This is a genomic window from Streptomyces sp. NPDC060184, from assembly GCF_042728795.1.
Classification (GTDB): Bacteria; Actinomycetota; Actinomycetes; order Streptomycetales; family Streptomycetaceae; genus Streptomyces.
Genome location: NZ_JBHWYX010000054.1, coordinates 39081 through 52335, shown reverse-complemented (window position 1 = coordinate 52335; position 13255 = coordinate 39081). Strand labels below are relative to the sequence as shown.

The window sequence follows — 13255 nt, the reverse complement described above, 5'->3', positions numbered from 1 at the left end:
CGTTTCACGTGAAACGCCCGCCCGGCGCCGCCTCAGCGTCGCCCGGAGGCCGCGCGCTGCCTGCGCAGCAGCTCGGCGAGTCCGCGCCGGGTCGCGGCGATCACCACGCGGTCCTCGGCCTTGAGGACGTACCCGGGCGGCAGGTCCCAGATCAGCCCCGAGGTGCGCTGCCTGCCCCCGGCGTCGTGGGAGGGGGCGGCGGCCTGATCGGGGACGCGGTCGTCGGGCGGGGTGGTGTCCAGGGCCAGCACCCGCCAGGCCCCGGCCCGGAACGCCTGCGCGACGGTGTGGCCCTCCAGTTGGGGGTGTCCGCCCACCACCAGGGCGGCGAAGAGCATCACCTTCCGCTCGACGGGGACGGCGCCGAGGATCTGCCGGCCCATCATCGCCACGGCGAAGGAGGGGGCGGCCAGATGGGTCACCGACCGGGAGCGGGTGGTGGCGCCCGGGTGGGCGGTGCGCAGGGTGCGGTAGACGACGGTCGCGAAGTCGTCGTCGTAGAGCCGGAGAGCCACCCGCAGGTCGGGCTTGATCGACCGGGCGTAGAGCGTGGCTTCGAGGTTGGTGGTGTCGATGCTGGTCAGGGCGAGCAGTGCGCGGGCCCGGCCGACCTTCGCCGCCTCCAGTACGCCTTCCTGGGTGACGTCGCCGATGACGGTCGGCACGTGCAGGGAGCGGGCCAGCGGGATGCCCCGGGCGTTCGGGTCCTCCTCGACGACGACCACGGGGATGCCGAGCTCGCGGAGGCGTACGAGGACCCGCGTACCGATCTTGCCCAGGCCGAGCAGCACCACGTGGCCGGAGAGGCCGCGCGGCGGGCGGCGCAGCGAGGAGGCGGTCCGCAGGGTGCCGAAGGCCTCCAGGACCGCCGCGATCAGCAGCGGCAGCAGCAGGAGTCCGGCCACCCCCGAGAGCAGCTGGATGATTTTGCGGGCGGAGGGTGCGGTGTCCTCCGCCGGGTCCCCCATGGCGAAGAGGTCGAGCAGGGTCAGGTAGACCGAGTGCGGGGCGCTGTCGCCGGTCGTCCGGACCGACGCCACCGCCAGGGCGACCACGGCCGCCGCGACGCCCAGGGCCGACCAGCGCAGCCGACGCGAGAACACCTGGCTCAGCGGGGCGCCCCTGCCGCCCATCCGGGCGGCGGGCCGGTCCGGGACCGAGCGGCTGACGGTCTCCAGGACGATGGTGCCGCGCCCGGTCGCCGCCGCCACGGAGCGTTCGTCGGGCAGCAGCCGCGGCCCTTCGTCGCCGCTGCTGTCGGAACCCTCCGCCCCGGCCGGGTCGACGGTGGTGGAGGAGAGCAGCGCGAGGGTGCAGAGCCCGGGGTCGGCCCGCTCGCCGGGGCCGGGCGGGGTGCGTTCGGCCGCGCGCAGCAGCAGCCCCTCCGCCTCGACGACCTTGCTGCTGCCGGTCAGCGCGGTGGCGGCCAGGGCCGGGGCGACGGTGTCGGCGTCGGAGAGGACCGTGGTGCTGGCGTCCAGCGCGGCCGGGTCGAGTCCGGGCACGGCGAAGGCCGCCGCCTGGTCGAGGAGGGTCTCCAGGTGGAGGCCGAGCTTGCGGTTGTAGAGGCGGATCACCAGGCGCAGCCGGGGGTTGAGGCGGCGGGCGGTGAGCGCGGCCCGGATGTTGCGCTCGTCGTCCTCGTAGACGAGGGCGAGGGCGGCGGCCCGGTCGGCACCGGCCTCCTCCAGGACGTCGTCGGAGGGTTCCGCCGACTCCAGGATGACGACGGGCTCCACCCCGGCGTTGGTGTCGCTGTCGCCGGACCCGACGCCGTCCAGGGGTGCGGGCCCGGTGCGGCTCATCGCCGCGGACATCCGGCCGAACAGGGCGGAGGCGCGGGCCCGCTGGTTCAGCGGGAGGTCCGGCTGCGCGGCGTCCGGGCCGGGCGGGAGGATCAGGGTGACGCGTTCCCCGTAGACGTACCGCAGTTCCACGGCGAGCCGCCGGGCGAGCGCGTCGTCCCCGCAGACGACCATGTGGCCGGAGACCGGGGGGCGTTGGGGACGCTGCGGCTGCTGGGGGAGAGAGGACACGAAACCCAGCATGCCTTGCTCCTGTCGGGTCAGGTGATCCGTGAGCCGAACTCGGGACCGCGGCGGCGGAAGAAGTGGTGTGGCCGGAGCGGGGGAACCCGGTACGAGCCCCGTCGCCGGGACCCGCCGCCGGGTCGTCCCCCCGATTCCCCCGTTCCCCCCCCGTAACTCCCCCGTCAACGCACCGTCAGTGCCCGTCAAGGACACGGTCGTTCCCCCGTGCGGTGCTGTGGGGATCGTGTCATCCGGAAGAGGCCTCGCGCACTGCCGGATCCCGGCAGTCCTGGAACCAGGGGGTTGCCGGGCCGTGCACGGACGGTTGTGGGTTACATATACGTACGGGAAGAACGGGGAGGGGAAGGGTGATGGCGGAATCGCGCATACCCGTCGAGGCACTGGGGAACTACGTCCACGTCCTGGAGGCAGTGGCCACTACGGGACGGCGGTTGACGCACAGAGAGCTGGAGGAGCGCCGTGAGCTGGGTCGGGAGGCCGCGGAGTCCGGGCTCCAGCTGCGCGGACTGATCGCCCTCCATCTCGCGCAGACCCGCGCGCACTGGCCGCGTACGGCGGCCCGGGGCGGCGCCGGTTCGACGGACGCCGTGCTCCACGCGGTGGAGCAGGCCGTGGACGCCTACGTCGAAGGCTTCGAGGGGGCACAGCGGATGACGGTGCGCCGCGAGGAGGCGGCCCGCCGCGAGTTCATCGACGACCTGCTCTACGGGCGCAGCGACCTCGGCCGCCTCGCCGAGCGCTCCACCCGCTTCGGGCTGCATCTGTCGCGGGCACACGCGGTCGCGGTGGCGGTGGGCCCGAAGGCGTACACGGAGACGGACGCGGCGCCGCGCAGCGTGGAGGCGGCGATGCTGGCCCGGTTCGGGGGGCGGGAGATCCTGCTGACGACGAAGGACGGCCGCCTGATCTGCATCGCGCCGGGCAGCCGGCCGGACGTGCTGCTCCACTTCGCCCAGCAGGCCCATGCGGCGACCGGCGGCGGGCAGGCCGCCATCGGCCGCCCCCACCACGGTCCGGGCGGGGTCGTCCAGTCGTACGACGAGGCGCTCGAAGCCCACGAGCTCGCCGAGCGGCTGGGGCTCGACGGACCGGTGCTGCACGCGGCCGATCTGCTGGTCTATCCCGTGCTGACCCGGGACCGGCAGGCCATGGTGGACCTGGTGCGCAGCCGGCTGGGCCCGCTCCAGAAGGCCCGGGGCGGCGCCGAACCGCTGCTGCGGACCCTCACCGCGTACTTCGACTCGGGGTGCGTGGCGGCGGAGACGGCCCGGCGGCTGTCGCTGAGCGTGCGGGCGCTGACGTACCGGCTGGAGCGCATCCACCAACTGACCGGCTCCGACCTCGCCGACCCGGCGCACCGCTACACCCTGCAGACGGCGGTCATCGGCGCCCGGCTGCTGGACTGGCCCGCGAAGGAGATCTGACCCCGCGTACGCGGAGGGCCGGACACGGTCGTCGTGCCCGGCCCTCCGTGAACGCGGGTCGCCCTGGGACCTCACGTCGCCGGGCCCTTACGTCGTCGGGCCCCCGCTTCTTCAGGGGCTCACGCCATCAGGCCCCCACGTCCCTGCGCCGGAGGTCTTCGAGGGATTCGCGGCGTACGAGCAGCCGTGCGGTGCCGTCCGTCACGGCGACCACCGGCGGCCGGCCCACGAGGTTGTAGCCGGAGGCCATCGACAGGTGGTACGCCCCCGCAGCCGGGACGGCCAGCAGATCGCCCGGGTGCACGTCCTCGGGGAGTTCCACCGCGTCGGCCAGGACGTCCCCGGCCTCGCAGTGCCGGCCCACCACGGTCACCGTCCGCCCGGGCGCGTCGGAGGCCCGGCCGACCATGCGGGGCGCGTACCGCACGCCGTACAGCGCCGGGCGCGGGTTGTCGCTCATGCCGCCGTCGACGGCCACGAAGGTGCGGGTGCCGGTCCGCTTGACGGAGAGCACCCGGTACACGGCCACGCCCGCCGGGCCGATGACCGCCCGCCCGGGTTCGACGGTCAGCCGGGGTACCGGCAGCATGGCCCGCGCGCATCCGGCGGCGAGTTCGGCACGGACGCGCGCGGCGAGGGTGGGAATGTCGAGCGCCGGTTCACCCGCCCGGTACGCGATGCCGTGCCCGCCGCCCATGTCCAGCTCGGGCAGTACGACTCCGTGCTTGTCGCGGGTCCGGGCGAGGAGCCCCACCATCCGGCGGAGCGCGGAGACGTACGGCGTGATCGAGGTGATCTGCGAGCCGATGTGGCAGTGCAGGCCCACGAGTTCGAGTCCCGGCTGGCCGAGGACCCGGTCGATGGCGTGCTGCGCCGAGCCGTCCATGAGGGAGAGACCGAACTTCTGGTCCTCGGTGCCGGTACGGACCGCCGCGTGCCCGCCGGCCGAGATCCCGGGCACCACGCGGATCATGACGGGCCGGCGGGTGCCGTGCGGCACCAGGGCGGCGAGGCGGGCGATCTCGGAGGTCGAGTCGAGCACGATCCGGCCGACGCCGAGCCGCACGGCGGTGCTCAGGTCCTCCGGGCTCTTGGCGTTGCCGTGCAGCACGATCCGGTCGGCGGGGAAACCCGCGCTGATCGCGAGGAGGAGTTCACCGGCCGAGCAGACGTCGAGCCCGAGCCCCTCCTCCCGTACCCACCGGACGACGGCCCGGCTCAGGAAGGCCTTCGCCGCGTAGACCACCTCCGCCTCCTCGGGCGGGAACGCGGCGCGGTAGGTCCGGCAGCGGTCGCGGACCTCGCCCTCGTCGAGCAGGTACAGCGGGGTGCCGAACCGTTCGGCGGCCTCGGTCAGGGAGACCCCGCCCACCGTCATGTCCCCGTGCGGACCGGGGCGCGTGGACGCGGGCCACACGTCCCGCGGGTACGTCTGCCGGGCCGGGGAGGCGCACGGCGTGAGGGCGGCGGCGGAGGTGGGGGTGGGGGCGGAGCCGGGGGCCTCCCCGGCCGGGTCGGGGGACCCGGCCGGAGAGGGGGCGCCGACGGGGCTTGGGGACCCGGCCGGTGCGGGGGTGGGGACGGGGGCGAGGGGGGTGGTGGTCATGGTGCGCTCCCTTCAGCGTCCGTGGCGGACGAGCGCGGGGGCGTCGGGGACGGCCGGCGCGGGAGGAGCCGGGTCCGTCGCGGGGGCGACGGGTGCGGCGGGGGCCGCCTGCGGGGCAGGAGCGGCGGAAGCGACGGGTGCGGTGGTGGCCGCGTGCGCGGCGGTGTGGGGCACCGAGGGGTGCGGGTCGGCGGCGCGCGGCGCGGAGAGCAGCGGGTCGACGGTGAGGGTCCGCACGCCGAGCGGGGCGGCGAGGTCGCGAAGGGCCGGTTCGCAGAGGCGCACCCACTGCTGTCCGGCGCCCAGGGTGGCGACGAGCCGGCTCTTCGAGGTGAAGGCGACGGCGGTGCGCGCGCCGAGCGGCGTACGGAAGAACCGTGCCCGGACGCTCGACGGGCAGCGGGCGGAACCCGGGCGGACCGGTACGAACAAGGGCCCGGCCGGGACGGATGCGAGCGGGGGTCCGGCCGGGACGGGTTCGAGGGGGTCGGGATCCGGCAGCGCGCTTTCCATGGTGCCTCCAGACGTCGGCACGGGTCGCGGACGCGACCCGGCGGTTCGTCTTCGACGCTAAGTCCGCAGGCAGGGGGCGGCGCGGTCGGAGCCGGGGCCCTTACGGGTACTTGACGCCGGACCCGGGTCACGTTGACGCGCCCCTGACGCGGCGTCCGGTGGGCGCGGCGGCGGGCCACCCTTTTCGGGACACGGTCCGCCCCGGAAACACGGTCCGTCCCGGCCGGGAACGCGTCATGCCCCGGCCGGGAACGCAAAACGCCCCGGCCGTCGTGGGCCGGGGCGTTCCGGAGTGCGGTGCGGAGGCCGAACTCAGAGGCCGAGCTCAGAGGTGGAGCTCAGAGGCCGAGCTCAGAGGTGGAGCTCAGAGGTCGAACTCGTGCGGCGGCAGGTCGAGGGTGAAGCACGCCTCCCGGACCACGGCCTGCTCCGACTTGTCGAAGTCGCCGTCGGCGCCCCCGATGACGATGCCGATCTGGATGACCGCGCGCGCCTCGGCGGGCTTCTTCTTCGCCTTGGCGATCTCCTGGAGCACGGTGACCTTGCCGAAGGCGAAGTCCGCGGTGAGCTTGTCCACGTACGCGTTGAAGCGGCGCTGGAGGTCTTCCGCGGGGAAGTTCTGGAGCACGTCGTTGCTCATGATGAGCTGGGCGACGCGCTGCCGCTCCGACGGGTCGATGGAGCCGTCGGCCGCCGAGACCAGGGCGCACATCGCCATGCTCGCGTCCCGGAACGCCCCGCTCTTCAGGTCGTTCTTCTTCGCCTCCAGCTGCGTCTGCATCGTCGAGGCGGATTCCTTGATCCGATCCCAAAGGGCCATGACGTCTCCATACGTTGCTCTGCGGTGCGTTGGCTGAACCGAGTGGAACTCTACAGACGTGTAGAACGCGATGCTCGACCCGGCGGGCTTTGCCGCGGAATGGCGGCTCAGTAGGATGCGGCGATCGCCGATCAGTGCCCGGGGCCGCCCCGCCGTGACTGTGAGACCTTGCGCGAAGGGCGGACACCCATGGGAAACGCGGGACGGCACGAAGACGTTCCACCGGGGGCCCATGTGTCCCCGGGCGCCGACGCGTCCCTGGGTGCCGACGGGCGTCCGCGCAAGCGCGGGCAGGGCGAGCTGGAGGCGCAGGTGCTCGCCGCGGTGCGCGCGGGCGGAGGGCCGGTGACCGCGGGCTGGGTGCGCGAACGCCTCGACGGCGGGCTCGCCCTGACGACCGTCATCACGGTCCTCTCCCGCCTGCACGCGAAGAACGCGGTCACCCGCACCCGTGCGGGCCGTTCCTATACGTGGACGAACGCCTCCGACGAGGCCGGGCTCGCCGCCCTGCGGATGCGCCGGGTGCTGGACGGCGAACGGGACCGCGAGGCCGTCCTCGCCCGCTTCGTCTCCGCACTCAGCCCCGGCGACGAGGAACGCCTGAGGGCCCTGCTGTCCCGGACCGGCCCGGTGGGCTCGCCGGACCCGGACGCGAGCGACCCCGCCGAGCCCCCGCGGCCCGATGCCCCCGGCCACGCGCCGGGGAACCGATGACGACGACAGGGGCGTTGGGGGAGCGATGGGCGTCTTCGTCTACCTGCCACTCGTACTGCCGCTGACCGCGCTGCCCGTCGCGCGGCTGGCCGCGCACCATCTGCACCCGCGCGCGGCGACCCGGCTGCTGGCCGTCGCCGGTACGACGCTCGCGCTGTGCAGCACCCTCTGCCTCGCCCTGCTGATGGTGATCGGTACGGCCCAGCTCCCCGGCAATCCGCTGCCGGACGGCTGGTCGGACCCCGAGGTCAGGGCCGCGCTGCCGTACGAGGACCGGACGGGCCCGGTGGCCATCGGGGTGCTGGGCGCGGTGGTGGCCGGCTGCGCGGCGACGCTCGTACGCCATGTACGTACCCGGGTCGCCGCGGCCCGCGCGCTGGGCGCGGCGGGAGCGGGCCGGGGTCCCGGTCCTGGTCCCGGTTCCGGTTCCGAGGTGAGTGTGGTGGAGTCGCCCGCTCCGTACGCGTACGCGCTCCCCGGCGGACCGGTGAGCGGGCGGATGAGCGGGCGGACGGGCTGGCGGAGGGGCGGTACGGCGGCAGGCACCGGCCGGGTCGTCGTCTCCAGCGCCCTGCTCGACTGCCTCGAACCGGACGAGCAGCAGGCCCTGTTCGCCCATGAGCGGGCGCATCTGGCGGGGCGTCACCACCGCTATCTGCTGCTGACGCAACTGGCCGCGCGCGCCAACCCGTTCCTGGTGCCGCTCCGTACAGCGGTGGCGTACACCACCGAGCGCTGGGCCGACGAGGAGGCGGCACGGGCGGTCGGCAGCCGCCATGCGGTGGCGCGGGCGGTCGGCAAGGCGGCGCTGGTTTCGGCCCGTTCGCCGTTCGAGGGGCTGGCCGGGTTCGCGGCGGCAGGGCCCGTACCGCTCCGGGTGGCTGCCCTCCTTGACCCCGCCCCCGCCGCCCGTTTCTGGCCACCGGCGTCGGCACACCTGCTCCTCGCGGGGCTGACGGCGACCGCGGGGACGGCGGCCTCCGCGCTGTCGTCGGTGAACGCCACGGTCGCGCTGGTCCGCGTCCTGCACGAGGCGACCCCGCTGTAGGCCAAGGGCGGTGGAACTTCACCGCGGCGCAGGACGCCCCGTCCGCCACCGCCCCCGCCGACACCACCGGAGGCAGCACCACCGGCGGCAGCACCGGCTCGGGCGGGGACGCCTCGGACGGCTCGGGCGACCGGGAGACGGCCATCGAGGGCATCGACCAGGGCAAGGGTGTCAACGGCACCTGGAACGGCACGGTGCGCTTCCTCGCTCCCGGCACGTACACGGTGACCGGCTCGGACGGCATCGACCAGCAGTTCTTCGTCTCCGAGGAAACGGACATCGAGGGCACCGGCGACATCTGCGGTACGGAGACCGGCCAGGCCGCGATGCCGTGCAGCGAGGAGATGCTGGAGGCCGCGACCAAGGGGGACGGCGTCGACGCCGAGGTCGTCGTCGCGAACGGTATCGCCAAGAGCATCGTCGACAACCACGACTGACGCCGATCGTCGCGCTCGGCACCTCCCCGCACGCGGAGCTCCCCGTCCACGGCCAACGGCTGTTCCCGGACGGGGAGTTCCGCGTTTCACCAGGGGGGAGGGCGTCAGTCGCGGCCCTCGCCGACGTGCTCCGGCGTGAGGTCGTCGTGGGTGGGCCGGGCGGGGCCGGCCGTGCTCCCACGGACGCTCGTCCGGGCCGCGGTGCCGGTACCCCGCAGCGCCTTGATCCGGGTGACGGCCGGTTCGGTCCAGCGGGCGGTGAGCGGGCCGAGGATGACCAGGATCAGTACGTACGCGGTGGCGATGGGCCCGATGCGGGGCTCGGTCGCCACCGCGAGGCCGGCGATGACGATGGAGAACTCGCCGCGCGCCACGAGCGTGCCGCCCGCCCGCCACCTGCCGCGCGACTTGATTCCGGCGCGACGGGCCGCGTACCAGCCCGTGAGGATCTTCGTCAGCACGGTGACGACGGCGAGCAGTGCGGCCGGGAGCAGGACCGGCGGGATGTCGGCCGGGTTGGTCGAGAGGCCGAAGAAGACGAAGAACACCGCCGCGAAGAGGTCCCGGAGCGGTGTCAGCAGCTTGCGCGCGCCTTCGGCGACCTCGCCCGAGAGCGCGATGCCGACGAGGAAGGCGCCGACGGCGGCCGAGACCTGGAGTTCCTGTGCCAGCCCCGCGACGAGCACCGTCAGGCCGAGGACGACGAGGAGCAGCATCTCCGGGTTGTCGGAGGAGACGGCCCGGCTGATGATCCGGCCGTGGCGCAGCGCCAGGTAGAGGACGAACCCGACCGTTCCGAGCGCGATCAGCAGCGCGATGCTGCCCCCGGCGAGCCCGACTCCGGCGACCATGGCGGTGAGCAGCGGCAGGTACACCGCCATCGCCAGGTCCTCGATGACGAGGACGCCGAGGATGACCGGGGTCTCCCGGTTGCCGAGGCGTCCCAGGTCCGTCATCACCTTGGCGATCACCCCGGACGAGGAGATCCAGGTGACCCCGGCCAGTGCGACGGCCCCGGCGGGGCCCCAGCCGAGTATCAGCGCGGCGACGGCGCCGGGGGTCGCGTTGAGGACGAAGTCGACGAGCCCGGACGGGTACTGGGTCTTGAGGCTCGTGACCAGCTCGGAGGCGCTGTATTCGAGCCCGAGGAGGAGCAGCAGCAGGATCACGCCTATCTCGGCGCCGACTGCCGTGAACTCCTCACTGGCACCGAGCGGAAGCAGCCCGCCCTCGCCGAACGCCAGACCCGCCAGGAGGTAGAGGGGGATCGGCGAGAGACCTATCCGGCCGGCGAACCGCCCGATGATTCCCAGCCCCAGAATGACGGAGCCGAGCTCCACCAGCAGTGCGGTCATGTCGTGCACGATCAGCCCTCCGCAATGATCTCGGAGAGCGCGTCGACGCCCTCACGGGTACCGACGACGACGAGCGTGTCACCGATGGCCAGCCGGAAGTCGGGGCCCGGGGACGGATGCGCGCTGTGCGTGCGCAGCACCGCCACGATCGACGCCCCGGTCCGGGTCCGCGCCCGGGTGTCCCCCAGGACCCGACCGCCGTAGGGCGAGCGGGAGCCGAGTGGGATGTGCTCGGTGACCAGGTCGATGCCCTCGGTCCGTACGGCGTCGATCGGCGCGGAATCGATGAGATGGGCGAGCGCGGTCGCCTCGTGGGTCGTCAGGGGCACGGTCAGCCGGCACGAATCAGGGTCGTCCTGCTCGTAGAACCCGATGAACCGCCGCCCGTCGTGGTGGACGACGACGGAGATGTGCTGGCCCGACTCGGTGATGAAGTCGTACTGAGCGCCGACTCCGGGCAGCGTGGTGCGGCGGGTTCCCATGGCTTCCTCCCGAGTGGGGCGCCGGTGCGTGCGGCGCCCCTCGTCAGCTCTTGGTGATCTCTTTACCTTTCGATACCTTAACGCGATCCATACGCGTCGTGGGGGGTCGGGGGAGGAGACGAGGTGGTATGGGGTGGCTGCCCCGGGCGTGGCGTGGGGGTTCTCCGGCCGGCCGGTGGGCGCCGGTCGCCGCTCTGCCGGACAGCCGCGCATCCGTTGTCACCGGCGGCCGGAGTGGCGGCACACTGCGGGCATGGACGACATGAGCGGCACCACCGACGGCCGGACCGACGGCACCGACGAGGCGCGGGCCGTGCCCCTCCGGTCGGCCGAACTGCTCGGACACCCGACCGGCGCACGCCTGTTGATCGTCAACTGCGACGACTTCGGGATGTACCCCGCGATCAACGAGGCGGTGGTGGAGGCGATCGAGCAGGGCATCGCGGGCTCGTGCAGCCTCATGGTCCCCTGCCCGGCCGCTCAGGACGCGATGCGGCGGCTGCGCCGGCGGCCGGAGATCCCGTTCGGCGTGCACCTCACGATGGTCTGCGAGATGCCCGCGAACCCCTGGGGCCCGGTGGCGGAGAGGGCGAAGGTGCCGTCGCTGCTGGACCGTACGGGCCGGCTCTTCGCCCCCACGCCCGCAGGCCGCGCCGCGCTTCTCGGGCAGGCCCGGACCGAGGACGTGGAGCGGGAGTTCCGGGCCCAGATCGACGCCGTGGCGGACGCCGGACTCGCCCCGGCCCACCTGGACTTCCACTGCCTCGCCGACGGCGGACGCGACGACATCTTCGACCTCGCCGTGTCCCTCGCGGCCGAGTACGGTCTCGCGGTGCGCGCCTGGCTGGAACCCGCGCGTGAGGCGATGCGGCGGCGCGGACTCCCCGTGAGCGAGAACGACTTCCTGGACAGCTACGCGATCCCGCTCGACGGCAAGCCCGCCCGGTACGCCCAGCTCCTGCGCGAGCTGCCGCCCGGTCTCAACGAATGGGCGGTGCACCCGAGTTCAGGCAGCCAGGAGTCCCGGGCCCTCGACGACGGCTGGCGCGTACGGCGGACGGACTACGAGTTCCTGGTCTCTTTGGAGGCGCGGGAGGTCTTGGCCGAGGAGGGGATCCGGCTGGTCGACTACGAGGAGGTGCGGCGGGTCTGGCGCGCGGGCGCCGCCTCCTGAGGGCTGCCGGCTTGGCCGGCCGCAACCCGGTCGGAAGCCCGTCACCCGCCCCCCGCCGTCCCCGCGGGTGCCCCGGCGCCCGCTCCCGTCCGTACCCCCGCCCCCGTCCCCGTCGTCACGTGGTTCTCCGCGCGGGTCCGCAGCTCCTCGACGCCCGGGACCTTGCGGTACTTGTCCAGGCGGGTGCGCATGTCCTCGGTGGCTTCGGTGACCTTGACGGAACGGATGCCGTCGGCGCAGTCGAGGAAGTCGGTCCAGGTGGCGAGGGCGGCGTCGAGGTGGCCTCGGCGGAGGTGGATCTGGCCGAGGTCGGCGAGGACGATGGCGCGGCTGCGGCGGCGGTCGATGCCGTGGATCTCCAGGGACTCGTGGAGGTGGCCGGTGGCGCTGTCCAGGTCGCCGAGGCGGGCGAGGATCATGCCGGAGTGGTGCGCCCAGCGGCCGATGCTGAAGTGGGAGGCCCAGGATTCGCCGGGGGCGGCGTCGGGGGTCTTCTCGATGGCGGTCTGGGCGGCGGTGAGGGCCCGGGTGGCGAGGCGGTGGTCGCCGTCGAGGGCGGCGGCGTCGGCGAGGGTGGTCTGGAAGTACGAGACCGCGCGCGGGTCGTCCAGCGACTTCGCGCTGTCCACGCAGCGTTCGGAGAGGCGCAGCGCCATGGCGCCGTACCGGGGGCCGAGGTCGATCGCCTGAACGGCGAGGCCGCGCAGGGCTGTTGCGGAGAGCTCGGCTTCGTCGGCGGCGACGGCGAGGCCGTAGGCGTGGGCGTAGTACTGCTGGGCCATGCCCTGGTTGCCCTCGTCCTGGGCCATCCAGCCCGCCAGGTGCACGAGTTGGGAGGTGGCGGCGTACAACTGGCGGCCGGTCTCCTCGGTGTAGGTGCCGTCCAGCCAGGAGGCGACGTCCTCGGTGAGGTAGCGGACCGCGAGGTGGCGGGCGTGTCCGCCGCCGAGTTCGGCGGCGGTGTCGCCGAGGGCGCGGGTCATCTGGCGTACGGCGGCCACCTCGCCGTTGCCGACGCGTACGCCCCCGGCGCGGTTGGTCCGGCGGGTCACGCTCTCCGGGTCGGGCAGGTTGAGGGCGGCCAGAGCGTGGGCGCCCGAGGCGGCCAGGAAGTTTCGCCGAAGCACGTCGTTCCTCCCCAACTCGACGACTGACGCCACGGTATCGAGGTCCGCAAGGGGGCGGGAGGCGGAACGTTGAGCGGGCACACCGGGCACACCGGGCACACCGGGGGCGCCGGGCAGTCCGGGCGGGGAGGGTGCGGTGGGTGCGGCGGGTGGGGTCGTCCCGTCGGGCGTCCGGTGCGGCGCGTTCGTGTCCAGGCCGAGTACGTCGGCGATGTACGGGAGCCAGTAGTCGGGCTTCCGGCGGCCGGCCATCCATCTCCGGACCGACTGGCGGTCGAGGCCGTTCGGGCCGCGCCCCTCGGCGATTCCCAACTCCCGGGCGAGTTTGGACGGCCCCCAGCCACGTGCCGCGCACGCCTGGCGGATCAGCTCGCCGATCTCCTGGGATTCGGGCACCTTGCGCTCACTCCTTCACCAGGGCGGTCCTCCCGGCCTGGCCTACGCGGGACTACATGGGGCCCACAGCCTGGCATCTCCTCACTGTGTGTGTTCACTAGTTCACTG

At 73.8% G+C, this 13255-nt stretch carries 12 protein-coding genes; 5 read left to right on the top strand and 7 right to left on the bottom strand.

Annotated features, from left to right (window positions below; genetic code table 11):
* Positions 1-32: 32 nt before the first annotated feature.
* Entirely contained in the window at positions 33-2048 is a 2016-nt protein-coding gene (locus tag ACFWEE_RS28320) for a potassium channel family protein (protein WP_386893315.1), read from the bottom strand.
* Positions 2049-2401: 353 nt separating this feature from the next.
* Between ACFWEE_RS28320 and ACFWEE_RS28315 the strand changes: the two genes are divergently transcribed.
* Positions 2402-3475 carry a PucR family transcriptional regulator gene (locus ACFWEE_RS28315; protein ID WP_386893314.1) on the top strand — a complete coding sequence of 358 codons (1074 nt, stop codon included), beginning with the start codon at positions 2402-2404 and terminating at the stop codon, positions 3473-3475.
* Positions 3476-3602: 127 nt separating this feature from the next.
* Here the strand turns inward: ACFWEE_RS28315 and lysA are convergent, their stop codons facing one another.
* From lysA to ACFWEE_RS28300, 3 genes are all read right to left on the bottom strand, one after another.
* Positions 3603-5081, bottom strand: a complete 1479-nt coding sequence (gene lysA, locus ACFWEE_RS28310; protein ID WP_386893312.1) for a diaminopimelate decarboxylase — start codon at positions 5079-5081, stop codon at positions 3603-3605.
* Between the two features lie 12 nt (positions 5082-5093).
* On the bottom strand, positions 5094-5594 hold the full coding sequence (locus tag ACFWEE_RS28305) for an SAV_915 family protein (protein ID WP_386893310.1): 501 nt from the start codon (positions 5592-5594) through the stop codon (positions 5094-5096).
* A gap of 364 nt (positions 5595-5958) precedes the next feature.
* Positions 5959-6414, bottom strand: coding sequence for a tellurite resistance TerB family protein (locus tag ACFWEE_RS28300; protein ID WP_386893308.1), 456 nt, complete (start codon positions 6412-6414; stop codon positions 5959-5961).
* Between the two features lie 234 nt (positions 6415-6648).
* Here ACFWEE_RS28300 and ACFWEE_RS28295 point away from each other — a divergent pair, with 234 nt between their 5' ends.
* From ACFWEE_RS28295 to ACFWEE_RS28285, 3 genes are all read left to right on the top strand, one after another.
* On the top strand, positions 6649-7128 hold the full coding sequence (locus tag ACFWEE_RS28295; RefSeq protein ID WP_386893306.1) for a BlaI/MecI/CopY family transcriptional regulator: 480 nt from the start codon (positions 6649-6651) through the stop codon (positions 7126-7128).
* Between the two features lie 25 nt (positions 7129-7153).
* Entirely contained in the window at positions 7154-8176 is a 1023-nt protein-coding gene (locus ACFWEE_RS28290) for a M56 family metallopeptidase (RefSeq protein WP_386893305.1), read from the top strand.
* 194 nt (positions 8177-8370) lie between these two features.
* Entirely contained in the window at positions 8371-8613 is a 243-nt protein-coding gene (locus ACFWEE_RS28285; RefSeq protein ID WP_386893304.1) for a hypothetical protein, read from the top strand.
* Between the two features lie 104 nt (positions 8614-8717).
* Here ACFWEE_RS28285 and ACFWEE_RS28280 read toward each other — a convergent pair whose 3' ends face one another.
* Positions 8718-9977: a cation:proton antiporter gene (locus tag ACFWEE_RS28280; protein ID WP_386893303.1), complete on the bottom strand. Its 1260-nt coding sequence runs from the start codon at positions 9975-9977 to the stop codon at positions 8718-8720.
* 2 nt (positions 9978-9979) lie between these two features.
* Positions 9980-10450, bottom strand: a complete 471-nt coding sequence (locus tag ACFWEE_RS28275) for a cation:proton antiporter regulatory subunit (RefSeq protein ID WP_386893301.1) — start codon at positions 10448-10450, stop codon at positions 9980-9982.
* A 262-nt stretch (positions 10451-10712) separates the two neighbouring features.
* Here ACFWEE_RS28275 and ACFWEE_RS28270 point away from each other — a divergent pair, with 262 nt between their 5' ends.
* A complete protein-coding gene (locus tag ACFWEE_RS28270) occupies positions 10713-11624 on the top strand; it encodes a carbohydrate deacetylase (RefSeq protein WP_386893323.1) in 912 nt (303 codons plus the stop codon).
* Positions 11625-11665: 41 nt separating this feature from the next.
* On the opposite strand, the gene ACFWEE_RS28265 is transcribed toward ACFWEE_RS28270, so the two are convergent.
* Complete coding sequence (locus ACFWEE_RS28265; RefSeq protein ID WP_386893299.1) at positions 11666-13147, bottom strand: tetratricopeptide repeat protein; 1482 nt, start codon at positions 13145-13147, stop codon at positions 11666-11668.
* Between the last annotated feature and the right edge of the window lie 108 nt (positions 13148-13255).

Excerpts from the sequence above, each read along its gene's own strand:
- ACFWEE_RS28320 (WP_386893315.1), bottom strand. The coding sequence starts at position 2,048 with ATGCTGGGTTTCGTGTCCTCTCTCCCCCAGCAGCCGCAGCGTCCCCAA.
- ACFWEE_RS28315 (WP_386893314.1), top strand. The coding sequence starts at position 2,402 with ATGGCGGAATCGCGCATACCCGTCGAGGCACTGGGGAACTACGTCCAC.
- lysA (WP_386893312.1), bottom strand. The coding sequence starts at position 5,081 with ATGACCACCACCCCCCTCGCCCCCGTCCCCACCCCCGCACCGGCCGGG.
- ACFWEE_RS28305 (WP_386893310.1), bottom strand. The coding sequence starts at position 5,594 with ATGGAAAGCGCGCTGCCGGATCCCGACCCCCTCGAACCCGTCCCGGCC.
- ACFWEE_RS28300 (WP_386893308.1), bottom strand. The coding sequence starts at position 6,414 with ATGGCCCTTTGGGATCGGATCAAGGAATCCGCCTCGACGATGCAGACG.
- ACFWEE_RS28290 (WP_386893305.1), top strand. The coding sequence starts at position 7,154 with ATGGGCGTCTTCGTCTACCTGCCACTCGTACTGCCGCTGACCGCGCTG.
- ACFWEE_RS28275 (WP_386893301.1), bottom strand. The coding sequence starts at position 10,450 with ATGGGAACCCGCCGCACCACGCTGCCCGGAGTCGGCGCTCAGTACGAC.
- ACFWEE_RS28270 (WP_386893323.1), top strand. The coding sequence starts at position 10,713 with ATGAGCGGCACCACCGACGGCCGGACCGACGGCACCGACGAGGCGCGG.